At 73.9% G+C, this 25,325-nt stretch carries 18 protein-coding genes and 1 tRNA gene; 9 read left to right on the top strand and 10 right to left on the bottom strand.

Translation table 11 applies throughout. The annotated features are described in order from the left end of the window. Positions 1-489 precede the first annotated feature (489 nt). Positions 490-1,902 carry an RtcB family protein gene (locus tag ACWD0Y_RS00990; protein WP_450258356.1) on the top strand — a complete coding sequence of 471 codons (1,413 nt, stop codon included), beginning with the start codon at positions 490-492 and terminating at the stop codon, positions 1,900-1,902. A gap of 46 nt (positions 1,903-1,948) precedes the next feature. On the opposite strand, the gene ACWD0Y_RS00985 is transcribed toward ACWD0Y_RS00990, so the two are convergent. Both ACWD0Y_RS00985 and ACWD0Y_RS00980 read right to left on the bottom strand, forming a co-directional pair. After that, a complete protein-coding gene (locus ACWD0Y_RS00985) occupies positions 1,949-2,404 on the bottom strand; it encodes an archease (protein ID WP_450258355.1) in 456 nt (151 codons plus the stop codon). Between the two features lie 103 nt (positions 2,405-2,507). Further along, positions 2,508-2,580 (bottom strand) — tRNA-Arg (locus ACWD0Y_RS00980). A 319-nt stretch (positions 2,581-2,899) separates the two neighbouring features. On the opposite strand from ACWD0Y_RS00980, the gene ACWD0Y_RS00975 reads away from it, so the two are divergent. From ACWD0Y_RS00975 to ACWD0Y_RS00945, 7 genes are all read left to right on the top strand, one after another. Beyond that, on the top strand, positions 2,900-4,513 hold the full coding sequence (locus tag ACWD0Y_RS00975) for a dynamin family protein (protein ID WP_450258354.1): 1,614 nt from the start codon (positions 2,900-2,902) through the stop codon (positions 4,511-4,513). Between the two features lie 8 nt (positions 4,514-4,521). After that, a complete protein-coding gene (locus ACWD0Y_RS00970) occupies positions 4,522-6,351 on the top strand; it encodes a GTPase (protein WP_450258353.1) in 1,830 nt (609 codons plus the stop codon). An 87-nt stretch (positions 6,352-6,438) separates the two neighbouring features. Beyond that, entirely contained in the window at positions 6,439-6,900 is a 462-nt protein-coding gene (locus ACWD0Y_RS00965; RefSeq protein WP_450258352.1) for a single-stranded DNA-binding protein, read from the top strand. 175 nt (positions 6,901-7,075) lie between these two features. Next, positions 7,076-8,512: a Cys-Gln thioester bond-forming surface protein gene (locus ACWD0Y_RS00960; protein WP_450258351.1), complete on the top strand. Its 1,437-nt coding sequence runs from the start codon at positions 7,076-7,078 to the stop codon at positions 8,510-8,512. Between the two features lie 161 nt (positions 8,513-8,673). Continuing rightward, the gene (gene ettA / locus ACWD0Y_RS00955; protein WP_450258350.1) at positions 8,674-10,338 is read left to right on the top strand and encodes an energy-dependent translational throttle protein EttA; all 1,665 of its coding nucleotides are present in this window, start codon (positions 8,674-8,676) and stop codon (positions 10,336-10,338) included. Positions 10,339-10,340: 2 nt separating this feature from the next. After that, complete coding sequence (locus ACWD0Y_RS00950; protein ID WP_093800801.1) at positions 10,341-10,796, top strand: acyl-CoA thioesterase; 456 nt, start codon at positions 10,341-10,343, stop codon at positions 10,794-10,796. Then, positions 10,793-11,506: a hypothetical protein gene (locus ACWD0Y_RS00945; RefSeq protein WP_450258349.1), complete on the top strand. Its 714-nt coding sequence runs from the start codon at positions 10,793-10,795 to the stop codon at positions 11,504-11,506. The genes ACWD0Y_RS00950 and ACWD0Y_RS00945 overlap by 4 nt, the downstream gene beginning before the upstream one ends. Positions 11,507-11,534: 28 nt before the next feature. Here ACWD0Y_RS00945 and ACWD0Y_RS00940 read toward each other — a convergent pair whose 3' ends face one another. The 4 genes from ACWD0Y_RS00940 to ACWD0Y_RS00925 all read right to left on the bottom strand — a co-directional run bounded on the left by ACWD0Y_RS00940 (position 11,535) and on the right by ACWD0Y_RS00925 (position 19,283). After that, a complete protein-coding gene (locus tag ACWD0Y_RS00940) occupies positions 11,535-12,527 on the bottom strand; it encodes an ABC transporter ATP-binding protein (protein ID WP_450258348.1) in 993 nt (330 codons plus the stop codon). Then, positions 12,524-15,337: an FtsX-like permease family protein gene (locus tag ACWD0Y_RS00935; RefSeq protein WP_450258347.1), complete on the bottom strand. Its 2,814-nt coding sequence runs from the start codon at positions 15,335-15,337 to the stop codon at positions 12,524-12,526. Before ACWD0Y_RS00935 ends, ACWD0Y_RS00940 begins: the two co-directional genes overlap by 4 nt. A gap of 1 nt (position 15,338) precedes the next feature. After that, positions 15,339-18,701, bottom strand: coding sequence for an FtsX-like permease family protein (locus ACWD0Y_RS00930; RefSeq protein WP_450258346.1), 3,363 nt, complete (start codon positions 18,699-18,701; stop codon positions 15,339-15,341). A gap of 177 nt (positions 18,702-18,878) precedes the next feature. Further along, entirely contained in the window at positions 18,879-19,283 is a 405-nt protein-coding gene (locus tag ACWD0Y_RS00925) for a globin (RefSeq protein WP_093800806.1), read from the bottom strand. A gap of 108 nt (positions 19,284-19,391) precedes the next feature. Between ACWD0Y_RS00925 and ACWD0Y_RS00920 the strand changes: the two genes are divergently transcribed. After that, a complete protein-coding gene (locus ACWD0Y_RS00920; RefSeq protein WP_450258345.1) occupies positions 19,392-20,360 on the top strand; it encodes a methyltransferase domain-containing protein in 969 nt (322 codons plus the stop codon). Between the two features lie 45 nt (positions 20,361-20,405). Here ACWD0Y_RS00920 and ACWD0Y_RS00915 read toward each other — a convergent pair whose 3' ends face one another. The 4 genes from ACWD0Y_RS00915 to ACWD0Y_RS00900 all read right to left on the bottom strand — a co-directional run. Beyond that, entirely contained in the window at positions 20,406-21,587 is a 1,182-nt protein-coding gene (locus ACWD0Y_RS00915; RefSeq protein WP_450258344.1) for an FHA domain-containing protein, read from the bottom strand. Between the two features lie 66 nt (positions 21,588-21,653). Next, positions 21,654-23,012, bottom strand: coding sequence for a vWA domain-containing protein (locus ACWD0Y_RS00910; RefSeq protein ID WP_450258343.1), 1,359 nt, complete (start codon positions 23,010-23,012; stop codon positions 21,654-21,656). Positions 23,013-23,117: 105 nt separating this feature from the next. Further along, the gene (locus tag ACWD0Y_RS00905; protein WP_450258342.1) at positions 23,118-24,377 is read right to left on the bottom strand and encodes a PP2C family protein-serine/threonine phosphatase; all 1,260 of its coding nucleotides are present in this window, start codon (positions 24,375-24,377) and stop codon (positions 23,118-23,120) included. A gap of 3 nt (positions 24,378-24,380) precedes the next feature. Then, on the bottom strand, positions 24,381-25,325 hold a 945-nt coding region (locus ACWD0Y_RS00900), incomplete at its 5' end, for a tetratricopeptide repeat protein (RefSeq protein WP_450258341.1).

The raw sequence follows: 25,325 nt of genomic DNA, 5'->3' as shown, positions 1-25,325 counted from the left end.
CCCGGCGCCGCGGAGGCGCCGATGAAATACCTAACGCATTCATCGCGAACTGGTCGCGGTGGGAGGCGAGATTCACTCCCTCGCAGGATTGTTTGCACCCGCCGCTGGCGCGGGGGTATTCCGCCGAAAGAGGGAAGGAGAATTCGCCCATCTGCGGGTAATGCCTGTTCAGGGCGCCGCTGTCGGCACCGCGGGAGGCGGGGAGGGATGTCTGGAGGTGCTCGGCCGTGAATCTCCCGGGTGTCCGAGGATTTCGTCCGTGGCCCTGTGCTGCTGTATGGCCTCATCGCATCCGGGCGGAGTGGAAGCCGGTGGTTCACGATTCTGATCCGCTTGTATGGAAAGTGCCGTTGAAAAGGGCCGTCGAAAAGGACGGGGCGGCGGTGGACGAGCACCGCCTGTGCGGGTGCGCGGGCCGTGCGGTTTCTGCGTGAGTCATCCTGGAAGCAGGGGGAACCCGCCGGATGCCGGCGGACTCAGGAGGCTGCGATGGAACTCGTGGAGGAGTGTCCTTACCGCTTCCGTATCGACCCGCGGCGGGAGATGCGGGTGCCGGGAGTGGTGTTCGCGTCCCGGGAACTGCTGCGGGATGCCGAGAAGTCGCTGGAGCAGGTCGTCAACGTGGCGACGCTGCCGGGCATCGTGGGCGCCTCGTACGCCATGCCGGACGTCCACTGGGGTTACGGCTTCCCCATCGGCGGAGTGGCCGCCACCGACATCGGCGCGGGCGGTGTGGTCTCGCCCGGCGGTGTCGGCTTCGACATCTCCTGCGGGGTGCGGCTGCTGGCCGCCGACTGTGACCGGCGGGCGCTCGATCCGGTGCTGCCCGCGCTCATGGACGGCCTGGGCCGGGTGACCCCGCGCGGCGCCGGACCGGGCGGGGTCTGGCGGCTGAGCGGCCACCGGGAGCTGGAACGGGTCCTGGAGGGCGGTTCCCGGTACGCCGTGGAGCAGGGCCACGGCGACGAGCGCGACCTGCGGCGCTGCGAGGACGGCGGGGCGGTCGCCGGCGCCGACCCCGGCCAGGTGAACGAGCGGGCGCGCGAGCGCGGACTCGGCCAGGTCGGCAGCCTCGGCTCCGGTAACCACTTCCTGGAGGTCCAGCAGGTCGCCGAGGTCTACGACGAACCGGTCGCCGCCGCGTTCGGGCTCGCCGCCGACCAGGTGTGCGTGATGATCCACTGCGGTTCGCGCGGGCTCGGGCACCAGATCTGTTCCGACCACGTACGGGCGATGGACCGGGCCATGGCGCGGTACGGGATCGACGTGCCGGACCGGCAGCTGGCCTGCACCCCGGTCGATTCACCGGAGGGCCGCGCCTACCTCGGGGCGATGGCCGCGGCCGCCAACTACGGCCGCGCGAACCGTCAGCTGCTGGCCGAGGCGGCCCGCCGGGTCTTCCGCCGCGAGACGGGCAGCCGGCTCACGCTGGTGTACGACGTGTCCCACAACCTCGCCAAGACCGAGACCCACCGGGTGGACGGCCAGGCGCGCCGGCTGTGCGTGCACCGCAAGGGCGCCACCCGGGCCTTCCCGCCCGGCCACCCCGATCTGCCCGAGGACCTGCGCGGCGCCGGCCAGCCGGTGCTCATCCCCGGCACCATGGGCACCGCCTCGTACGTCCTCACCGGTGTCCCCGGCGGCGGCGCCTTCCACTCCACCTGCCACGGCGCCGGCCGCGTGATGAGCCGGCACCAGGCCGCGCGCACCGTCGGCGGCAAGGAGCTGCGGGCCCGGCTGGAGGCGGACGGCATCGCGGTGCGTCCGCTGTCCTGGCGGGGCCTGGCCGAGGAGACCCCGGAGGCGTACAAGGACGTCACCGCGGTGGTGGAGGCGAGCGAGGGCGCGGGGCTGTGCCGCAAGGTGGCCCGCCTGGTCCCGCTCGGCGTGGTCAAGGGATGAGCGGCGCCGCGCCGGGCCGTCCGGCTCACGCCGGGCCCTCGCCGCCTCAGACGTCGACCGTCACCGCGCACGACCATCCGCACGGGGCCGGGGCCAGGTGCAGCTCGTTCCAGGACACGGCCTTCGGTACGGCACCGATGATCGGCACCGACCGCACGTCGGTCACCGCCATCCGGACATCCAGCCCGCCGTCGACCGGCTCCGCCTCGACGTCGACCGGCACTTCGCCGTGCACCTCCAGCCGGAACACCACCTCGTCCAGCAGCGAGGCCAGCAGGTCGTCGTCACTGCCTTCGGCCACCCGCACCTGCCGCACGGCGCTCGCCCGCACGCCGGAGAGGTCGGCGAAGCTCTCCACCATCCCCAGCACCGCTTCCACCAGGCACTGCTCGCGGCTCGCCCCCCACGCCTCGACGCGCAGGTCGGCCGTGTGCGGCACCGCCCGGTGTCCGCTCTCTCCCGGGCGCCGGTCCTGCCCGTCCCTGTCCGTGTCACCGGCCATGACGGGTGCGTGCCCGCTCGTGGCGTACCCATGCGTGATGAAGGTGTCCCGAGCACTGGAAAAGCCCTCCGCGAAGGGAGGGCCGGGCACCGCGCGGACTGTGCGCCCCCGGCAGGACTCGAACCTGCGGCCAAGCGCTTAGAAGGCGCCTGCTCTATCCACTGAGCTACGGGGGCCGGATCGTGGCCTGGTCGGCCTGGAGCCCCGGGCTGGGAGAGTCCTGGGCCTTGCCGGGGACAAGGATAGGGCTCCGACCGCCTTGGGCCGGTTGCTTCAGCTGCGTGGCACGATGTGGAGGTTCAGTGAAGCGAACCTGATAATCGCAGGCGAGTGCGAATCGCGCACCGCTTTTGGCGTCTCCCGCCCCGGGTGTTGTGCACTCGTTATGCCTGAGCCTCACTCGTACCGCCTGTCCCTGGCCGCCAATCGGCGCGCAGAGAGGCCTTTAAGCTTCTAAAAGACTCTAAAATTGGGCATTCTTCGCATGTGGTGACCTTGGACGCACGGCCTCAGCTGATCGACGCACTCTCCGCCCTGCGCGACCGTGTCGCTGCCGTGGGCCTTCCGCTCCCCCTGACAGGGGCTCCGCGGGCGCGACAGGCACGGCTCGAGTTGCTGGCACAGCTCGACGACTACTTGCTGCCCCGGCTGAAACAGCCCGAGGCACCCCTGCTCGCCGTCGTCGGCGGCTCCACCGGAGCCGGCAAGTCCACGCTCGTCAACTCACTGGTCGGCAGGCGTGTCAGCGAGGCCGGCGTGCTGCGGCCCACCACCCGGACGCCCGTGCTCGTGTGCCACCCGGACGATCACCACTGGTTCGCGAACCTCCGCGTACTGCCGCAGCTCACGCGCGTATGGCTGCCGCGACAGGAGGAGGAGCAGGAGGAGACGGGGAGAGGGCCGGCGGCGGGGGACCGGGGCGAAGAGGCCGGGGGTTCGCTGCGGGTGGAGACCGTGGGGTCGCTGCCGCGCGGACTCGCGCTGCTCGACGCCCCCGACATCGACTCGCTGGTCGCCGGGAACCGGGTGCTCGCCGCCGAGCTGATCTGCGCGGCGGACGTCTGGGTGATGGTGACGACCGCTTCCCGGTACGCCGACGCGGTGCCGTGGCACCTGCTGCGTACCGCGAAGGAGTACGACGCCACCCTCGTCATCGTCCTCGACCGGGTGCCCCACCAGGTCGTCGGCGAGGTGTCGCACCAGTACGGGGCGCTGCTCACCAAGGCCGGGCTCGGCGACGTGCCCCGGTTCACCATCCCCGAACTGCCCGAATCGGCGGGCGGCGGCACCGGTCTGCTGCCCGACACCGCCGTCGAGCCGCTGCGCGCCTGGCTGGCGCACCGGGTGCACGACCCGGCGGCCCGGCAGCAGGCCATCAGCCGTACCGCGGCCGGCGTCATCGAGTCGCTCAACGCCCGGATGCCCGAACTCGCCGGGGCCGTCGCCGCGCAGTACGCCGCGTCCGTACGGCTGATCACGGATGTCGAGGAGGCGTACGAGAAGGAGGGCGAACGGGTGCGCCGGCAGCTCCGGCGCGGCGCGGTCCTGGCCGGGGACGCCCTCACCCGCTGGCGCGGTTATCCGCTGGACAGTTCGGCGGGTGAACTCCTCGACTCGCTCGTCGAGAGCCTCACCGCGCTGTTGCAGTGCGCGGTCGCCGCCGCCGACGAGCACGTTCACGAGGCATGGCGGCGCGAACCCGCCGCGGGCGAGATGGTGTTCGCCGTCCCGGACCGGGAGGCGGGCGAGCGGATCGGGGTGGCCGCCCGGCGCTGGCGCCGGGTGCTCGAAGAGCTCGCCGAGGAGGAGGTACGGGAACTGGAGAGGCCCCCCGCGCCCGACTCCGAGACCGTCGCCGCCCTGCTCGCCGCCGCGCTGCTGGGCGGGCGCCGGGCGCGCAACGCGGGGGAGCGGCTCGCCGAGCGGATCGGCGCGGTCGCCGCGACCCGGCTGTGCGACAAGGGCGGGGAGCTGCTCACGGCGTACATCGACCACGTACTGAACGCCGAAAGGGACCGGCGGCTCGCGCCGGTCGACGCCCTCGAAGTGACTCCGGAGCCGCAGGCCGCGCTGATCGCCGCACTCTCCGTACTGCAGAAGGAAAAGTGACCGGAAACGTGACTGCTGTGACTGATGACACGGACGACACCACTGAGGGACGCAGGTCCCGCCGCAGCGAGGGGCGGTGGGACGACGGGCTGATCGCCCGGCGCGCCGCCGCCCGCGCGGCGAAGGGCAAGCCGTCCGCGCGGCCCCGGTCCGAAGAGCCACAGGAGCCCCAGGAGCCGCAGGAGCCCGACGAGTACGACGGCCTGCCGCGCGGTGGTGCCTACGACGACGCCTACGGCGGCGGGCTGCGCGGACGCCTCGACGCCCTGCGCGAGCTGGTCGGGCTCTCCCGCACCCGCATCGACGCGGCCACGCTCGCCGAGGCCGGCCGCGTGCTCGACGAGGCCGCCGCCCGCCAGCGGCTCTCCGCCCGGCACACCGTCGTCGCCGTCGCGGGCGCCACCGGCAGCGGCAAATCGATGCTCTTCAACGCCCTCGCGGGCGCCCAGATCTCCGACACGGGACTTCGCAGGCCGACCACGTCCGCGCCCATCGCCTGCAGCTGGACCGACGGCGCCGCCGGGCTGCTGGACCGGATCGGCATCCCCGGGCGGCTGCGCCGCAGGCCGCTGCACGGCGGCCTGCGCGACGAGGCGTTGAGCGGGCTCGTGCTCATCGACCTGCCCGACCACGACTCGGCCGTCACCGCCCACCGGGACCAGGTGGACCGGGTGCTCACGCTCGTCGACGCGGTGATCTGGGTCGTCGACCCGGAGAAGTACGCCGACGCCGTACTGCACGAGCGCTATCTGCGGCCGCTCGCCGGACACGCGGAGGTCACCTTCGTGGTGCTCAACCAGGTGGACCGGCTGCCGGGCGACGCCGCCGACCTGGTCCTCGACGACCTGCGCAGGCTGCTCGACGAGGACGGCATGGCGCTCGGCGAACACGGCGAACCCGGTGCCACGGTGCTGGCCCTGTCCGCCATGACCGGGGAGGGCGTCGGCGAACTGCGCGAGCTGCTGGGCCAGTTCGTGCAGGAGCGAGGCGCCGCCGCGCGCCGGCTGTCCGCCGACGTGGACGGCACCGCGGTCCGGCTGCGTCCGGTCTACGTCGCCGACGGGCGGCGGCCCGAGCTCGACGAGCGGGCCCGGGCCGAGTTCACCGACCGGCTGGCGGAGGCGGTGGGCGCGACGGCGGTGGGCGAGGCGGCGGAGCGCGAGTGGCGCAGGAACGCGGGGAAGGCGTGCGGGAACCCGTGGCTGAGACTGTGGCGCCTGTACGAGGAGAGCCGTACGCCGGGGGCCGGGATCGAGCCGGTGGACAGGCGGACCGAGGACGACGTGGACGAGGGGGAGATCACCGCCAGGCAGCGCGTGGAGCAGGCCGTGCGCACGGTGGCGGACGAGGCCGCCGCAGGGCTGCCCACTCCCTGGGCGCAGGCGGTGCGGGAGGCCGCGGTGCGCGGCGCCGCCAGGCTTCCGGAGGAGCTGGACGTACTGGCGGTACGGGCCGGAGTGCCCCTGGGCAGGCCCCCGAGGCCCGCGTGGTGGCCTGCGGCGGTGCTGGCCCAGGCCTCGATGACACTGCTCCAGGTCTTCGGCGGGCTGTGGCTGGTGGGCCAGATCGTGGGCGTACTGGACCCGGACCTGCTGCCGCCCGTACTGGTGATGCTCACCGGGATCATCGGCGGCCCGCTGGTGGAGTGGGCGTGCTCGGCTGCGGCCAAGGGGCCCGCGCGGCGGTACGGGCAGGACGCCGAACGCCGGCTGCGGGAGGCGGCCGCCGGATGCGGCCGGGCGCGCGTACTGGATCCGGTGTCGGCGGAGCTGCTGCGGTACCGGGAGGTGCGGGAGCAGTACGTGGCGGTGACGGGAGTGTCCACAACCGGCCGGTAGTCCACAGGCCCCGGCGGGCTCGCCGCGCCCGGTCCAGCATGGGACCAGCCGGACGGCCGGACGGCCGGGGGCGGAGGGGGTGCTGGGATGAGCGACACCTGGGTGACGCTGGTGGGCAATGCCGCGACCGGCGTGGACTACCGGGACTCGGCGGCGGGCGGCGTGGCCCGCTTCCGGTTCGCGGTGACGGCGCGGTACTGGGACCGCCAGAAGGAGAGCTGGGCGGACGGGCACTCCAGCTTCTACACGGTATGGGCGCGGAGATCGCTGGCGGCCAACCTGGCGGGTTCGCTCTCCGTCGGCGAACCACTGCTCGTGCACGGGCGGTTGAGGATCCGGGACGAGGAGAAGGGCGGGCAGCGCAGATTTTCCGCGGACATCGAGGCGCTGACGGTGGGACACGACATGACGCGCGGGACATCCGCGTTCAGGCGGGTGGTGAAGGGAGATCCGTCCCTGACGCGGCGTTCGGTGACGGAAGACCACAACTCGGCCGATTCGTACGGTGATTTGTCGACAGCGTCGGTTCAAGGAAGCGAGGAGCGATAACGATTCCGATTCGGAATGACTGTCTGACGGCTTGACAGGGCGCTGTCGTTCCACGCGTATCTAGGATTTCTGGATACTCACGGGGCACTTGAGTCTGCCGGCGAGGCCCTCCCCACACTCGCGTCACGCGAGAGAGCCTCGCCCGAAGGGGAATTCTGTGTTTGCTTCGCTCTCTGTGTTTTCTGCGTTCTCCGCGTATCCCGCGTTCTCCGTACGGAGACGGGGCTCCGCCCGTCTCGTCGCCGCGGCCGTGGCCTCGGGCCTCCTCACCGCGGGGGCGATAGCCGCCGCGGGCCCCGCCGCCGCGGAGGAGGCGCCGCAGCACCAGGGCGGCGCGGCAGCCACGCTCGACGGGCTGAAGACCTATGACAGGGCCGTCATCCACACGGCCAGCGGCGACCAGCGGATCCCCGCCGGCCTGTTCGAGATGACCGTCGACGGCGGCGGCACCCTCAAGACGTACTGCATCGACGTCCACCGCCCGACGCAGGAGCAGGCGAAGTACCTGGAGACCTCCTGGGACCAGACGTCGCTCGGCACGAACGGCGACGCCGGCAGGATCCGCTGGATCCTGGAGCACTCCTACCCCCAGGTCGACGACCTGAGCGCGCTGGCCGAGCGGGCCGGGGTCGACTCGCTCACCGAGCAGACGGCCGCGGCCGGCACGCAGGTCGCGATCTGGCGGTACTCCGACCACGTCAAGGTCGACGCGCTCGACGCGAAGGCGGAGAAGCTCGCCGACTACCTCGAGAAGAACGCGCGCGACGCCGCCGAGCCCAGGCCGTCCCTGACCCTGGAGCCGGGCGCGGTCTCCGGCAGGGCCGGCGAGAAGCTCGGCCCGGTCACCGTCCGCACCAACGCGGACCGCGTCACCGTGGCCCCGCCCGCCGACGCCGCCGCCAGCGGCATCAAGGTCGTCGGCAAGGACGGCGAGCCCGTCACCGCCGCCGCCGACGGCAGCGAGCTGTACTTCGACGTCCCCGCCACCGCGGCCGACGGCTCGTCCGGGCTGACCGTGCAGGCCACCACCTCGGTGCCGGTCGGCCGGGCCTTCGCCGGTGTCACGCAGAGCCAGACCCAGATCCTGGCCGGCTCCAGCGAGTCCACCGTCTCCGCCGGCGCCACCGCCACCTGGGCGAAGGAGGGAGCCGTTCCGGCGCTCTCCGCCAGGAAGAACTGCGCGAAGGGCGGTGTGGACATCACCGCCACCAACAAGGGCGACGAGCCGTTCAGCTTCGAGCTCATGGGCTTGGAGCACACCGTCGCGGCCGGCCGGTCGCAGACCGTCACCGTCCCGGTCCAGGAGGACCAGGCGTACGACTTCACGATCAAGGGCCCCGGCGGCCTGAAGAAGAACTTCAAGGGCATCCTCGACTGCAAGACCTCCGCCGCCACGGGCGTCGGCACCATGGAGGAGCCCCAGAACCAGCCCAGTCCCGCCACCGCCGGTGACGCCCCCGTCGTCCACGACGGCCCGGACCTCGCCGAGACCGGCAGCTCCAACGCCACACCGATGATCCTGGGCATCGCGGCCGTCTTCGTCGTCCTCGGCGGCGCCGCGGTCTTCTTCGTCCGCAAGAAGGAGCCCGCACAGGGCCCGGGCGAGGAGTAAAGACAGAAGCAGACACGGCGACGCCCGGTCGCCGGGCGGTCACTGCGGCCCCGGTACGCGTCGGCGTACCGGGGCCGTCGGCATACCCGTTTCCGTACCGGGGTGGACGTCAGGCAAGATGGGGTGTATCTGCCCACACATCGATTGCCGGACGGTTTCTCTTGGCTGAGTACATCTACACGATGCGCAAGACGCGCAAGGCGCACGGCGACAAGGTGATCCTTGACGACGTCACGCTGAGCTTCCTGCCGGGCGCGAAGATCGGTGTGGTGGGGCCCAACGGTGCCGGTAAGTCCACGGTGCTGAAGATCATGGCGGGCCTGGAGCAGCCCTCCAACGGTGACGCCTTCCTGTCGCCCGGTTTCAGCGTCGGCATCCTCATGCAGGAGCCGAAGCTCGACGAGTCCAAGACCGTCCTGGAGAACGTCCAGGACGGCGCCGCCGAGATCATGGGCAAGCTCAAGCGCTTCAACGAGGTCGCCGAGCTCATGGCCACCGACTACTCCGACGAGCTGCTCGAAGAGATGGGCAAGCTCCAGGAGGACCTCGACCACGCCAACGCCTGGGACCTCGACGCCCAGCTGGAGCAGGCCATGGACGCGCTGGGCTGCCCGCCCGGCGACTGGCCGGTGAACAACCTCTCCGGTGGCGAGAAGCGCCGTGTCGCGCTCTGCAAGCTGCTGATCGAGGCGCCCGACCTGCTCCTCCTCGACGAGCCCACCAACCACCTCGACGCCGAGTCGGTGAACTGGCTGGAGCAGCACCTCTCGAAGTACGCGGGCGCCGTTGTCGCCGTCACCCACGACCGGTACTTCCTGAACAACGTCGCCGAGTGGATCCTCGAGCTCGACCGCGGCCGCGCGATCCCCTACGAGGGCAACTACTCCACGTACCTCGACAAGAAGGCGGCCCGCCTCAAGGTCGAGGGCCGCAAGGACGAGAAGCGCGCCAAGCGGCTCAAGGAAGAGCTGGAGTGGGTCCGCTCCAACGCCAAGGGCCGCCAGACCAAGTCGAAGGCGCGTCTCGCCCGGTACGAGGAGATGGCCGCCGAGGCGGACAAGATGCGGAAGCTGGACTTCGAGGAGATCCAGATCCCGCCGGGCCCGCGTCTGGGCTCGATCGTCGTCGAGGTCGAGAAGCTGTCGAAGGCCTTCGGCGACAAGGTCCTGATCGACGACCTGTCCTTCACGCTGCCGCGCAACGGCATCGTGGGCGTCATCGGTCCGAACGGCGCCGGCAAGACCACGCTGTTCAAGATGATCCAGGGCCTGGAGAAGCCGGACTCCGGCGCGATCCGGGTCGGCGAGACCGTCAAGATCTCGTACGTCGACCAGAACCGCTCCAACATCGACCCGAAGAAGTCGCTGTGGGCGGTCGTGTCGGACGAGCTGGACTACATCAACGTCGGCCAGGTCGAGATGCCCTCGCGGGCGTACGTCTCCGCGTTCGGCTTCAAGGGCCCGGACCAGCAGAAGCCGGCCGGTGTCCTGTCCGGTGGTGAGCGCAACCGCCTCAACCTGGCGCTGACGCTCAAGGAGGGCGGCAACCTGCTGCTCCTCGACGAGCCGACGAACGACCTGGACGTCGAGACCCTGTCCTCGCTGGAGAACGCGCTGCTGGAGTTCCCGGGCGCGGCCGTGGTGATCTCCCACGACCGCTGGTTCCTGGACCGGGTCGCGACGCACATCCTCGCGTACGAGGGCGACTCCAAGTGGTACTGGTTCGAGGGCAACTTCGAGTCGTACGAGAAGAACAAGATCGAGCGCCTCGGCGCGGACGCGGCGCGGCCGCACCGCGCGACGTACAAGAAGCTGACGCGAGGCTGATCTTGTCCCGCCATATTTACCGCTGTCCCCTGCGCTGGTCGGACATGGACGCCTTCGGGCACGTCAACAACGTCGTCTTCCTCCGTTACCTGGAGGAAGCGCGGATCGACTTCATGTTCCGGCTGGCGCCGGGGGACGGCTCGCCGTCGTTCGCCGGCGGGTCCGTCGTGGCCCGGCACGAGATCGACTACAAGCTGCCGCTGGTCCACCGGCACGAGCCGGTGATCATCGAGTCGTGGGTGACGAAGATCGGCGCGGCGTCGCTGACGATCGCGTACGAGGTGAAGGACGCCGAGGGCTCCGAGCGGGTGTACGTCCGGGCCTCGACCGTCGTCGTGCCGTACGACCTCGAAGCGGCGCGGCCGCGGCGGATCTCGGCCGAGGAGAAGGCGTTCCTCCAGGAGTACCTGGACGAGGACCGCGACCGCGGCGGCCAGCGGGGGGCTGTCGCCGCATGACGGCGCTCGGGCGGCTGGCGCTCGCCGACGCGGGGGAGGCGGCGGATCTCGCCGCGTTCCTCGGGCGGCTGATCCGTTACGACCGGGCCGCGGCGGTCCGTCTTCAGGTGGGCGACGGGGCCGTGGCCGTCTTCGGGCGGCCACCGGCGTTCGAGGTGCTGGCCGTGCGGACTTCGCGGCTCGCGGGCGTCGGCGCGGGCCCGGGCCCGGGCGTGAGCGCGGACGAGCTGGACGTCACCGTGTCCGCCGGGGAGCTCCTCGAAGGCATCGAGGAGTCCACGGGGACCGTGGCGGTGCCCGGCGCGGTCACGGGGCCCCCGTGGGCCGGCGTGCTGCCGCCGCGTGGCGGCTGGCGGCAGGTCCCGGGGCTCCCGGAGCCCGAAGCGATGCGTGCGGCGCTCGCGGCGGCGGTCGCGGAGTTCCGGGCGCGGGACGAGGCGCTGGCACCGGCGGAGCGGACGCGGGCCGCGCGGGACCGTATCGGCCGGGAGATCTGGTCGCGGACGCTGGGCGAAACGGAGTTGCCGCTGCGGGCGGTGCACGCGGCGCAGTCGCTGGGGTTCCTGCGGGCCGGGCCGGTGGGCGCGGACGCGGCTTCGGGCGCGGTGGCGCTGCTGGCCGCGGGGGGCTGGCTCCGGCTGCGTACCCCGTACGGGTCGATCGCGGTGCGACGGGCGGGGCTCGGAGTGCTTTCGGTGGCCCCGGTGTAGGTGCGGCCGGGGCGGCCCCCCGGCCGGTTCAGCCGGGGGTGCTGTCGGGGTGGATCTCTATGTGGTCCTGCTCCAGTCCCAGCATGACCCGGTGCTCCATGCCCAGGGCCTGGATGTACTCGGCGGGGAGCTGCAGGCGGCCCGCCCGGTCCAGCATCGCGTACTCCCTCGCCACCACCGACTCCTGGCCCGTCGTCGCGTCGACCTCCGTGCGGCGCAGGACCTCGGACGACGTGCGGCCGTCGCGGATGGCCACCGTGCGGCGGACCTCGCCCGCCACCTGCTGGTCGTGCGTGACGATCACGATGGTCGTGCCGAGTTCCTCGTTCGCCGTGCGGAACGCCTCGAAGATCTGCTCCGCGGTCGAGGAGTCCAGTTCGCCGGTCGGCTCGTCGGCCAGAAGGACCGAGGGGCTGTTGGCGAGGGCCACCGCGATCGCCACGCGCTGCTGCTCGCCGCCGGACATCTGGTGCGGCCGGCGGTCGCGGCAGTGGGCGGCCTTCAGCATCGTGAGGAGCGCGTCGGCGCGTGCCGTACGGTCGCGACCCCGGCCCCGGCCCCGGCCGCGCAGCTGCATCGGCAGCGCCACGTTCTGTGCCGCCGTCAGGTAGGGGAGAAGGTTGCGGGCCGTCTGCTGCCAGACGAACCCCACCACGTCCCGCCGGTAGCGCAGCCGTTCCTTCGCGCCCATCGTCAGCAGGTCGCACCCCGCCACCTTCGCCGCGCCCGCCGTCGGCTCGTCGAGGCCCGCCAGGATGTTCATCAGGGTTGACTTGCCGCTGCCCGACGCGCCCACCAGGGCCATCAGCTCGCCCTCCTCGACCAGGAGGTCCAGACCCTGGAGTGCCTGGACCTCCACCCCGTCCGTCGTGAAGATGCGCACCAGGCGGTCGCAGGAGATCAGCGCTTCGTGACCGTACGCCGGACGGCCGCGGCGGGCCGCCGCCCGCTGTTCGAGCTCTGCCAGGGAGGCCGGAGAGGCCGGGGAAGTGGGGGAAGTGGGGGAGGTCCCGGTCGTCATCGTGCGTCTCCTGCCCTGAGTTCTGTCGTCGTCCTGAGCCGCGTCGTCCACCACGCCTGCGCCACCGCCACCGCGGCCGCGATCGCCACCACGCCCAGCGCGGGCAGCAGCAACGACCACGGATCCGTGCGCAGTGGTACGGCGCCGAGCATGTCCAGCCGGTGCGGCGCCGCCACCGCCAGCTCCGCCAGGCCGATCCCCGGACCCAGCAGCCGGATCGCCGCCCAGCCCACCAGCGCCCCGCCGAACGCCGCCGGCAGCGCCTGCGGCAGGGATTCGAGGACGAGCAGGCGCCTGCCCTGGGCGCGGGTGAGGCCCATGGTGCGCAGCCGGGCGAGGAGCGCCCGGCGTTCGGGGACGGTCTGGAGCAGGGAGAGCAGTACGGCCAGCACCGCGTACCCGGCGCCCGCCACCACGGCCGCCGTGTAGACGCGGCCGGCGCCCGCCTGGACCGGTGAGTCGGCGAGCGCGGCCCGCTCCTCGGAGCGGAACTGGGCCACGACGTCCTTGCCCGCGCCCCGTACCGCCGCCGACACGGCCGCCGTGTCCATGCCGTCGCCCGTGACCAGCAGCGTGTTCGGCTGCGGACGGTCCAGGTCGGCGGCGTTGACGAGCAGGAAGCCCTCGTCGGGCAGCGCGGGTGTGGTGGGGCGCTGGGCCGTGACCCGTACGTCGAACTGTCCGGCCAGGGACGAGAGCCGCGTCGTGCCGGGACCGAGCCGCGCGGCGACGGACGGGGACGCGACGGCCCGGACCGGGCCGGTGGCGGAGGAGCCGGGCCTCTTCAGGATCTCGGCGGGGAAAGCGCCCAGGCCCGTGTGGCGGGCCAGCCGGGCGTACGACTCGGGCTCCACGGCCACCATCGACACCGAGCCTTTGCGGTCGTGCAGGTCCAGGTCGTAGTCGATGAGCACGGGTGTCACCTCGCGCACGCCGTCCACCTCGCGCACCGTGTCCGCCAGCGACGGTGGCAGGGCCTTCAGCCCCGCGATCCGCACGTCCGCGCCGACCGCCAGCGTCGACACCCGCTCCCGCGCGTCCGCGATCCCGGCGAGTACGGAGCCGCCGAAGGCCGCCGTGGTCAGCGCGGTCAGCAGGGCGAGCAGCGGCAGCGCGGCGGTGGCGGGGGAGCGGCCCGCGCGGGCCAGCGACAGGAAGCCGATCGCCCCGCGCCGCCGTGCCAGGGCCCGGACCGCGAGCCGCAGGGGCAGCGGGTAGAGGCGTACGAGCACGAGCGCCGCGATGACCGCGACCAGCACCGGGGCCGCGCTGACCAGTTCGTCGGCCCGGCCCGTGCCCGTGCCCCGGCGGCGCAACGCGGCGACCGCTCCGGCGGCGAGGACCAGCAGGGTGAGTTCGGCGACCGTACGCCGCCTGGAGGGCCTCGCGCGGACCAGGTCGTCGCGTCCGCCGTGCGCCCGGGGCCTGCGGTGGACGTACACGGCGCGCAGCGGCAGCGCGCAGCAGGCGATCAGGGCGACGGCGCCGGAGGCCAGTGCGGCCGGCAGCGGGCGGCCCTCCGGGAGCAGCAGCACGGCCGACGCCCAGCCCGCGGCGGCCGCGGGCACGGTCAGGACGGCGGTCTCGGCGAACAGCCGCCCGCCGATGCCGCGCAGGGAGCCGCCGCGTGAGCGCAGCAGGCCGAGCTCGGCGGCGCGGCGCGCGGCGGCCAGGCCACCGGCCATCAGCAGCACCACGGACGCGACGGTACCGACGCCGGTCGCCGCCACGGCGACGACGGAGCCGATGGCGCCGAGGGTGCCGGAGAAGGAGGCCAGGATGTCGTCGAGCCGGGAGTCGACCCTCACGCCGGGTACGGCCTCGGCGCTCATCCGGGCCAGGTCCGGTCCGTGTTCGAGGGAGGCGATACGTGTTCTGAGCGTGGGCAGCTCACCGGCCGTCAACCCGTCGGCCCGGGGGGCGAAGCGCCAGTACAGTTCGGGTCTCGGGTCGATGCCGAAGACCGCGGGGCCGGCGTCGGGGGCCAGCAGCAGCGCCGCGACCCAGTACCGCTCCGGGTCGCCCCCGCCGGGCTTCACCTTCAGGCCGGGGGTGCGCAGCAGCGGTTCGACGGACCAGTAGCTCAGCTCGGGCAGGCGCGGTTCGACGATCCCGGTGACGGTCACCGCGAGGTCCTCGCTCTGCACGGGCGAGTCGATGTGGACCGTCGAGCCGACCTCGAGCCTCAGCGCCTCGGCGGTCGCGGCGGTGACCGCCGCCTCCACCGCGCGCGTCCGCCAGGTGACCGCGCCGGCCTCGGCCCGGGGCAGCCGCCCCTCGCGCAGCCGGGAGTGCTCGGGCAGCGCCGACTGGGTGCTCAGCGAGAACATGGGCGGCAGGCCGTCCGGGCGGGGCAGCCAGGGGTCGTCCGCGACGAACGGCTCGATGGTGCGCACGCCGTACGCCGACTGCCGGGCATCGGCCCGCAGCCCGTCCGGGAGCAGCGCCGCCGCCCTGCGGTACTGCTCGGCCATGAGCGCGGGCCGGGCGTACGCGTCGCGCCGCGCCGGATCGACCGAGGGGTCCGACAGGTCGCTGGTCAGCTCGACGACGCTCTGGCCGGCCGACGCTTCGGTGACCGCGTGGCGCAGGCCCCGGTCCTCGTACGTGTCGACCGCGCGCGGGAACGCCGCCGCGAGGGCCGAGGTGAGCAGTACGAGCAGCGTGAGCGCGATCGCCGGACCGGGCGCGGCACGCAGCCGGGTGCGGACCCAGGGGGCGGCGGCCTTCTTCCCGGCGCCGCCCGTGCCGCCCACGCCGCCCGTGCCGCCCACGCCGCCCGTGCCGCCCACGTCACCCACACCGCCCATGTCAGTTGCCTCCTCGGGTGCGCGGCGCGGTCGCCGGATCGCCGCGGCGCAGCGCGAGCGCCGCCACGACCAGCAGGGGTACGGCGGCCACGCCGGCCAGCAGCGCCGCCACCTGCCCAGCGGGCAGCTCGACCAGGACGTGCGGGACGGGCTGGGCGGCCTGCTCGGTGAGCACGATGAGCGGGATCACGGCGCGCGTCAGCACGGTGCCCAGGGCCAGACCGACGAGCAGCGCCAGGCCGATCAGCAGGCCCTGTTCGGCGGCGTGCAGGCGCGCGAGCCGGCGCCGGGGCGTGCCCAGGGCGCGCAGTACGGCGAACTCGGCGGAACGTTCCCGCAGCGACCCCGCCACGCTGACCGAGAACCCGACGGCGGCCAGCGCCGCCGCGACGACGGCGGCCGCGAGCAGCGCCGCCTGCGGACCCGCGCCCAGCGGGTCGTCGTGCAGCTCCCGGGCGATCTCCTCGCGCACCTGGACCTGCGCGGGGTCCAGGTCGCGCCGCTCGCGCAGCGCGGACGCCACGTCGCCGGACGCGCCGGGTTCGGTGAACAGCCACCATTCGGTGGGCGGGAGCGAGGCGTCGGGCAGCGCGGCGAGCACCCGGTTGACGGCGCGCAGGTCGAGCAGGACCGCGCCGCCCTCGGTCCTGGGGTCCTTGGCCTGCGCGAGGGTGCGGGTGCTCGGCCCCGTGGTCGGCAGTTCCCGTACGACCGCGGCGATCCTCACCTTCACGGACTCGCCCGCCAGCGGGATCTCCAGGAGGGAACCGGCCTCGGCGCCGCTGGAGTCCAGGAACCGGTCGGTCACGACGGCGGCGGGCAGCGGCGGCTTCGCGGCGCCGGTGCCGGTGCCGGTGGTGATCCGGACGTTGACGGCCGGCGGGCCGGCGAACGGGCCGCCGGGGTTCTTCGGCCTGCCCGTGGTGTACGTGAGGTCCAGCGGTTCGGCCGCGGAGGAGTCCAGCCGTCCGACATTCGGCATGACGTCGACGGCCGCGCGGCTCGTCGAGCCGATGGACGCCTTGGCGTGCCACTCCAGCCCCTCGGGCAGCGGCACCTCACGGGAGGCGCCGTCCGCGCCGAGGGACCGTACGGCGCCGACGGTCAGCCGCTCGCGGGAACCGGTGACGTCCAGCAGCTCCTGGTCGATGTCGACCGCGGTGAGCGCCAGCGGGCCGGCCGGCTTCCCCTCGGGGGCGTCCGCCGCGCCGGCGATGTCCACGCTGTAGGTGTGCGGACGGCCATCGGGCCGCAGCTGTCCCGCCGACAGCTGGTACGGCACGCCGTAGCGGTCCTCCAGCGTGAGCCGCAGGGCCGGCCCCGGGCCGTCGCCGGGGGCCGGCCCCGTCGAGCGGAACGTCGCGTCGAGGGCGAGCCGGGCGGTGTCCCCGGGCAGCAGCAGCCCGTCGCGCGCGGCAGAGCGCTGCCCCGGCTCCCGCAGGGCGCCGATCACGCGGTCCGGGTCCTCGCCGCCGGCCAGGTCCTCGTGCAGCCGCAGCCCCTCGGCGGCGAGCGCGGTGTCCAGGGCGAGGACGGTCGCGGAGCGGCCGTCGGACAGCTCCAGGCCGGTACGGGTGGCGGGCGCCGCCGAGCGCACGCCCGGCATCCCGTCGTACACCCCGCCCTGCCCCAACTGCGCGGTGCGGCTGCCCAGTACGCGTACCGGCGCACCCGCTCGGAAGTCCGCCTGGTCGCCCTGCGAACGGTCCCAGGTCGCCCCCTGGCCGATCGCCAGCATGCCCGTCGCCACGGCCAGCACGAGCAGCAGCACCGGGCCCGCGCCGCGCATCGGACGGCGGCCGAGCTGCCAGCCCGCCAGCGCGACGGACAGGCCCCTGCCCCGGGCGGCGCGGCGCTCGGCGAGGCGGGCGACGGGCGGCAGCAGCCGCAGGGTGAGCAGCGTGCCGGCCAGCAGCGCCAGCGCGGGGGCCGCGACCAGCAGCGGATCGATGCCGAGCCGGCCCTCGCGGTCGCCGCTGAGGGCGCCGCTGCCCGAGGTCTGCCGGTCGAGCTGCCAGTACGCGACACCGGCGATCACCACGAGGCCGAGGTCCGCGCCCGCCCGCAACGGGCCGGGCAGCGCACGGGCACGGCCGCTTTCCCCGCCGCCCGCGCCCAGCGCCGGGGCCACCACGGCCGCGGCGCAGCCGGCCGCCACCGCCGCGCCGACCAGCCAGACCTGCCCGGTCAGGGCGGTGTCCAGGCGCAGCCCGATCCGGGACAGCGGCCCCTGGCCCGCGATCAGCCGGGTCAGCGGCCCCGCGAGCAGCGGCGCGCACAGCCCGGCGGGCACGGCCAGCAGCACGGCCTCGACGGCGGCGAGCACGGTGACGCGCCGCCGGGAGCCGCCGCGGGCCCGCAACAGGGCGGTCTCGCCGGTCCGTTCGGCGCTGAGCAGGCGGGCGACGAGCAGGAGCGCGTAACCGGCGAGCAACACCAGCTGGAGCGAGACGATCAGCAGCGTCGAACGCGATACCAGGAGCGAGCGCTCCGACCGGTCGAGCACCTCGGGCAGCGCGGTACGGACGGAGACCTTGCCCTTGAGCGGCTCCCGCGCGCCGAGGTGCGCCAGGCCGCCCTTCGCGGCCTCGCGCAGCGGACCGATCCGGTCGGTGGTGACGGTACGGAAGTCGGCGGTCGCCAGCCAGCCGGTCTGGCCCGCGCTGACCCGGCCCGAGTCCATGAGCGCGGAGCCGGCGAGCAGCGGGCCGTATGTCGTGAAGGCGAGCTTGCTGACGCCCCGGCCGCCCTGCTCGTCCAGCTGCCAGTACGGATCGGTCCGGTCGACGGGCCGGTAGAGACCGGTGACGCGGACCTTGAGGGCCGGGCCGCCGAGCCGGTCGGTGAGCGGGAACACCTTCCCGCCCGGCCGCACCCTCAGCTCCTCGGCGACCGCTTCGGGCAGCGCCACGTCGTGGACGGGTCCCGGCTGTTCCCGGGGCCAGGCGCCCGCCGTCAGCCGTACCCGCGAGCGGTCGAGGGCGGCGAGGTGCGTGAGGTCGGGGTCGTCCGCGCCCGCGCCGGACGGCCGGAGGGCGGCGGGCAGGGCGTACGGTCCGGAGCGGGCGAGCCTGCGCAGTTCCACCGGCAGCCCGTCGAACGCCTCGCGCGCCCCGGCCAGCGCGGCTTCGTCCGCCGCCCCGCCGGCCGCCCCGGTCCGCCCGGTCAGCGAGTCGGCCTTGATCAGCAGCGCTGCCGACGCGGCGTTCCTGACCCGCAGGGAGTGGCGGAGCCCGGCGTCACCGATGGAGGCGGAGAAGGCGGCGAGGGTCGCGAGCACGGCCGTGGTCAGGAGGACGCAGAGCAGTGCGGCGGCGAGCAGCAGCCGATGCGCGCGCACGCGCAGAAATATGAACCCCGCCACCCGTTCCCCCCGAACCCGGACCCGGACCCGCACTCGAACTCGCCGCGCCGGGGTGCCTCGCGCCCCGCTGGCCTGTGGGGGATGCTGTCAGAGTCGGGTGGTGGGGGAAACCGCTTGCACGGTGGACTTGACACGATCGTGACCGGATTCCGGGCGCCGGTCACCGCAATGTGCGGGTCAGCCGGGGGTGTTCAGCATCGAGGCGGCGGCGTACGTCAGGTAGTTCCACAGCTGCCGCTCGTGCTCCTCGGACAGCCCCAGCTCGTCGACGGCCACCCGCATGTGCTTCAGCCAGGCGTCGTGCGCGGCCTTGTCGACGGTGAACGGCGCGTGCCGCATCCGCAGGCGCGGGTGGCCGCGCTCGTCGCTGTACGTGCGGGGGCCGCCCCAGTACTGCATCAGGAAGAGCGCGAGCCGCTCCTCGGCGGGGCCCAGGTCCTCCTCCGGGTACATCGGCTTCAGCAGGGGGTCTTCCGCGACCCCCTGGTAGAAGCGGTGGACCAGGCGCCGGAAAGTCTCCTCGCCGCCGACCTGTTCGTAAAAAGTCTGCTCCTGAAGCGTGCCGCGCGGAATCTCGTTCACCCGTCCATCGTCTCAGACCGGGCGGCCGAGGACCCGGGGCCCAGGACCACCGCCCGCCCGGGGCCCGGGCCACTCGCCTCCGGGCGCGCGCCGCGGGACAGTGGGCGTATGGGCGCAGACGCGGATGTGTACGCCGGGGCCCGCGCGGCACTGGTGCGGGAGATGACGGCGGCCGGGGCCCTGGACGACCCGGCCTGGCGCGCGGCCTTCGCCGAGGTCCCGCGCCACCTCTTCGTGCCGTACTACTTCGCGGGCGGGGCGGCGGGCTACCGGCGGCTGTGGGGCGAGGACCCCGATCCGGCACGGCGGGCGCGCTGGCTCCACGGCGTCTACGAGGACACCCCGCTGGCCACCCGCATACGCAACGGCGAGCTGGTCTCCTCCAGCAGCCAGCCGTCGCTGATGGCGGGGATGCTGGAGGAGCTGGAGGTACGGGACGGGGACGCCGTACTGGAGATCGGCACGGGCACCGGCTACAACGCGGCCCTGCTCGCGCACCGCCTCGGCGACGGCCTGGTGACCACGGTCGACCTCGACCCGGAGATCACGGAGTCGGCGCGCAGGCACCTGGACGCGGCCGGGTACCACCCGGCGGTGATCACCGGCGACGGGGCGCGCGGCTGCCCGTCCCGCGCTCCCTTCGACCGGATCATCGCGACCTGCGCCCTGCCGTCCGTACCGCGTGCCTGGCTCGCCCAGTGCCGGCCCGGGGCGCGGATCCTGGCGCCGCTGGCCACCGGCCTCATCGCGCTGGACGTCCGGGACGCCTCGCACGCGGAGGGGCGCTTCCTGCACACCCCCGCGTACTTCGTCCCGCTGCGCGGCGGCCCGGCGGGGCCCTCGCCCCGGAACCTGGGGGGCCTGCCGCGCCGCGCGCTGGAGAACGATCTGTTCCGGTTCCTGCTCGCCCTCACCGCGGGCAGCCTGGACCCGCACGACGCGCTCACGCTGTGGCACCGCGAGAAGCGGCCCCGGCGCGAGCGCTTCGGCGTCACGGTCACCGAGCACGGCGCGTGGGCGTGGCTGGACGACCCGCGGGGGCCGTACGCGTGGCCGCTGGCGGCGGCCGGGGGCTGACCGGAGCCCGCGACCGGGGCACGGAGGCCCCGGCCCCGGAGCCGCTCAGTCCCGGCGGACCGTGATCGTCGTCCAGGCGCCCACGTGGACGCGGTCGCCGTCCTGGAGCGGGACCGGGACGTAGGGCTGGATCGGGTCCTCGGCGCCGTTCACCGTGGTGCCGTTGGTCGAGTTCTGGTCGACCACGGCCCAGGAGCCGTCGGGCTGCTGGACCAGGACCGCGTGCTGGTGCGATACGCCCGGGTCCTCCGGCGGTACGGACAGGTCGATGTCGGGGGCCTCGCCCGTGCTGTGGCGGCGGCGGCCGATGGTGACCTGGTTGCCGGTGAGCGGGCGGCGCTGTTCGGGCGAGTACGCCGGCAGGTTGAGGCCCGCCGCGTCGGGGCCGCTGCGCTGCATCATCGCCATGAAGTACTCGCGGTCGGGCCCCACGGTCGCCGTCCAGCCGGCGGGCGCGGATGCCTGGTACTGCTGCTGGGGCTGCTGCTGGGGTGCCTGCGGCTGCTGTTGCTGCTGCGACGGCGGGGGCAGTGTCCAGTCGTCGTCCCCGTTGTTGTCCCGCCGCGGGGGCGCGGGCGGCGGCTGCTGGAACGGCGGGGGCGGCGGCGGGCCCGGCTGCTGCTGCGGCTGGAAGGGTGCCTGCGGCTGGAAGGGTGCCTGCGGCGGGAAGGGCTGCGGCGGGGCCTGGCGCCCGGACTGCTCGGGTGCCAGCGGCTCGGCGGGCCGGTTCACCTGCGACGGCCGTGAGCTCTGGTACTCGTACGGATCAGGGGCCTGCGGGGGCCGCTGCGTCTGCGCCTGGAACCCGGGCGGCAGGTTGAGGCCGGAGCCCGGACCGGGAGCGGGGCCGGGGCCCGGACCGGGACCACGGCCGGAGTTCTGCGGGGCGACCGGCGTGTACGAGGTCGCCGTGTTCGTCAGGAAGTTCCAGCGGCACTCCTCGCAGAACGGGGCCATGGCCTCGCGCGGGGTGCGGCACTGCGGGCAGAGCTCCGCCTGGGCGGTGGCGTCCGGACCCGGCGGCGGGAAGCCGTACCCCGAACCGGGGCCGGGGCCGGGGCCGGGGCCGGGGCCCGCGGGACCGGGACCGGGGCCCTGCGGGTATCCGTAACCGGGAGCGGGCGGCGGGGGCGGAGGGGGCGGCGGCACGGCGCCGGCCATGCGGTGGCCGCAGACCTCGCACCAGTCGTCGGAACCCGACTGGTGTCCGTTCGGGCAGGTCGGCATGTCGGCGCTTCCCCCTCTCTCGTTCGGCCCGAAGGCCGTAAATCGTTACTTCACGCAGCTGTTTGGTTACTTCTTGACGCGAACTGTCTTGGTCGAGCGCGTTTCGAGGGTCATCTCGTCCGCCTCTGCGACCTTCGCTTTGAGTCGCACAGTACCCGTCGCCGCGTCGACGACGTCCACCACCTTCGAAAGCAGTTTTGCGGTGTCCGCGTTGCCCGAAGCGGCGGCCAGTTGGACCGCGCGGCCGAGTTTCGCGGTCGCCCCGTCGAAATTGCCGGACTTGCGAGCATCCAGCCCCTGTTGGATGACTTGTGCCAGTTCGGCCTGCCCCGTGTAGTGCGCCACCTGCGGGTTGATGGAGGTGGACGCCACCATGTCGTCCGTCCACACCGCCCGTACGAGCCCCTGGGAGAGCGTGTGCGGCGTACCGCCCGACGGGTCGGGGAGGACGAGGGAGACGCGGGCCGCCAGCATCTCCCGGCCGATGCCGGCCTCCGGCACCTGTACGCACACGTGGTAGTCGCGGGACTCGTCGCCCCAGGAGCCCGTCGGGTAGTCCCCGGCGCGCGGGCCCGCCCCGGTGCGCCGGCCGGTCAGGTCCTCGACGGCGGGTGCCACCTGCTTGACGAACCTGATCTCCGTGCCGACGGGCGTCCACAGCCGCAGCGCCACGTCCGCGACCTCCTTGCCCATCGCGTTCTCCATCATCCGCGTGAAGTCCGCCGCCAGGCCGCCGGGGTCGGCGACGATGTCGGCCGTGCCGAGCAGTGCCGAGGCGATGCCGGTGACCTCCTTCACCTCCCAGTCCGTACCGACGCCACGCGCGTCGCAGGTGAAGCGGCCCGCACAGGCTTCGAGCGCGGCCTGCAGGTCCTTGGGGGACTCGTGCTCGTTGCGCCCGTCGGTCAGCAGGATGCCGTGTCTGATGGGGACTTCGGCCGTGCCGAGCAGCCGGTCGGCCAGCCGCAGCCAGGTGCCGATCGCCGTGCCGCCGCCGGCGCTCAGCCCGTACAGGGCCTCCTTGGCCTGGGCCCTGGTCAGCTCGCTCGCGGTCGCGAGGCGGCCGTTGCCCGGGTAGACCTCCTTGGCGAAGTGCGTGCCGCCGACCACCGCGAAGGCGACGCCGTCGCGCAAGGTGTCGACGGCGGCTGCCGTGGCCTCGCGCGCGTTGCGCATCTTGGCCGGCGGGTACTCCATCGAGCCCGAACAGTCGACCATGATCACGACGGCGGCGCTCGGCCCCTGCCCCGGTATGCGCGCGGGTGGGGCGCCGGTCCCCGCCAGGGGCGCGCCGCCGCTCGTGCCGCCCCCGGTGGAGGTCACGGTGACGATCGCGTTGACCTCGCGGCCGCCCTCCGGCAGGTACTCGTTCTGGTACACGTCGACGGAGAACTGGGGCACGTTCGACTTGGAGAAGTTGGCCATGGTCAATCGGCTCCTCGGGACTCGACTCCACGAAGCGGACGGTGGAGGCGGTGAAGGCGGTGAAGGCGTGGAAAGCGTGACGTGTGCGGTCGGAATACAGGGGTCCTACGCCGTGCCGTAGGCCGATCCTGCCCCTTGCTCCGGCGTGGCGAACGGCAGTACGGCCACTGTTACGTTGTCGTGGCCCCCGCCGTCGAGCGCGTGCCCCACCAGCACCTGGGCGCAGTGCAGCGGCCGGGCGGCGGCATCGGCCGGTGCGGCCTGCGCCATCTCCTGCGCCGCTTCCGCGTAGTTCCACAGGCCGTCGGTGCACACCACCACCACACCCGGCCGGTCCGGCTTGAACGACGCGGTGTGCGGCTCCAGTTCGTACGCGTCGGCGCCGAGCCAGCCCGTGATGGCGTGGGCGCGCTCGTCGGCGTACGCCTCCGCCTCGTTCATCAGGCCCGCGGCCACCATCTGGGCCGCCCACGAGTCGTCCTCGGTGAGCCGGGCGGGCGGCGCGGTGCGGTCGTCGGGCACCCAGTAGACGCGGCTGTCGCCGACCCAGCCGACGACGAGCAGACCGCTCGCCACGATCGCGCCGACCAGGGTGCAGGCGGGTGCGTTCGTGTGACGGCCCGGGTCGTGCTCCACGGTGTGAGCGGAGTCGCCGGCCAGGGAGTTGACCGACTCGGCCGCCGCGACGATCGCCTCGTGCATGGCCTGCTGCGGGTGCGTGCCGCGCGGCAGTGACTCCAGGAGGGCCTCGTTGGCGGCGCTCGCGGCGGCCGCCGACGCCTCGTCGGGCCGGGTCGCCGAGGACACGCCGTCGCAGACGATCGCGACGACGGCGGGCGAACCGTCGGGCAGGGCCGCCGCCGAGACCGCGAACGCGTCCTCGTTGCGGTGGTGGCGCAGCCCGCGGTCGCTGACCGCGGCGACCGCGTCCAGCTCCTGCTCCATGTGGTCGCGCTCGCGCGGCTGTGCGTGGCCGCAGTTCTCGCAGTAGCCGTCCGCGTCGATCCGGCCGGCGCGGCAGGCGACGCACACCTTGGCGGGCGGGCCGGCCGGCGGCGCGGGCTCGGGCGCGGCGGAGCGGGGGTCGGCGGATGGTGCGGGTGGCGGTGCCGACGCGGGCGCGGGCGCGGGCGCCGCGAGCGTGAAATCGTCGCTCCCCGGCTCGTCGTGCCGGGCGCCGACCGGGGGCAGGTCCGCGCCCGGCCCCGTACGGTCCGCCGCGGCGGGGCCGGGCGGCTCCGGCGACCCCTGCGGCGGGGCCGACAGGTCGTACCCGCACGCCCCGCAGTACAAGTCGCCCGGCTCCAGCGGCTCGTGGCAGCCGGGACAGGTCGGCTCAGCAGGCAGCTGGCGCATCTGCGACATCTTTCACACCCAGGTCCGGGGGCGGAAACGGTTGGCCCGTTCCACCAGGTCGATCCTCTCCTCGCCGCGCTGGGCGAGCCGGGCAAGTACCCGGTACGAGCGTTCCAGACCGAAGCGCAGGCCGCGCTCGTCCAGTTGGCTGCCGAGCAGCGCGGTCTGCGCGGGGCCGGCCCCGCGCCCACCGGAGAGTACCCAGTCCAGGGCGGTGCCCAGCACCTCGGTGGACAGCTGCTCCCGGCGTACGGCGTCGAGTCCGAAGTCCCGCAGGGCCTCCACCTGGGCGGCGGCGGCCGTCAGGTCGTCGATCAGCGGGTCCTGCGCGGCGCGCCGGCGAAGGCGCGCCCGCACGGCCGCCACGCGCGCCGCCGTGTAGTGGATCGACACCTCGGACACGGACTCCAGCGTATGGACGGCGCCGGGCCGGTCGCCCGCCGCGAGCTGGACGCGGGCGAGTCCGAAAGCGGCGCTCACGTAACCCGGGTCGGTCACCCAGACGAGACGGTAGTACTCGGTGGCGTTGTCCAGCTGGCCGAGGAGCTCGGCGCAGACGGCGAGGGCGAGCTTCGGCGCGACCTCGCCGGGGAACGCGTCGTAGACCGCGTCGAAGGACAGTGCGGCGTTCTCGTTGTCCCCCGAGACCAGGGAGGCGATGCCCCGGTACCAGACGACCCGCCAGTCGTCCGGGTGCCGGAGCTCCAGGGCGTGCAGCACCTCGGCGGCGGCGTCCTGTTCGTCCGTCTCCAGCCGGGCGCGCAGCTCGCGCAGCCGGAGCTCCACGGAGTCGCCCGGCGCGGACCGGAGCGCGGTGATGAGCTCCGCGGGCGTGGAGGCGAGCAGGCCGGCGAGGAACCCGGTCACCCAGGCGTCCGTCGTGCTCTCGGTGATGGTCTTCGCGATGGGCATCGGCTCGCTGCTCGCCAAGCGGCTGCGGTGCCGTGCCGCGGTCGG

The sequence above is a fragment of the Streptomyces altiplanensis genome (assembly GCF_053591575.1).
The sequence above is the reverse complement of the archived record's forward strand: the minus strand, read 5'-3'. Positions and strand labels throughout refer to the sequence as shown.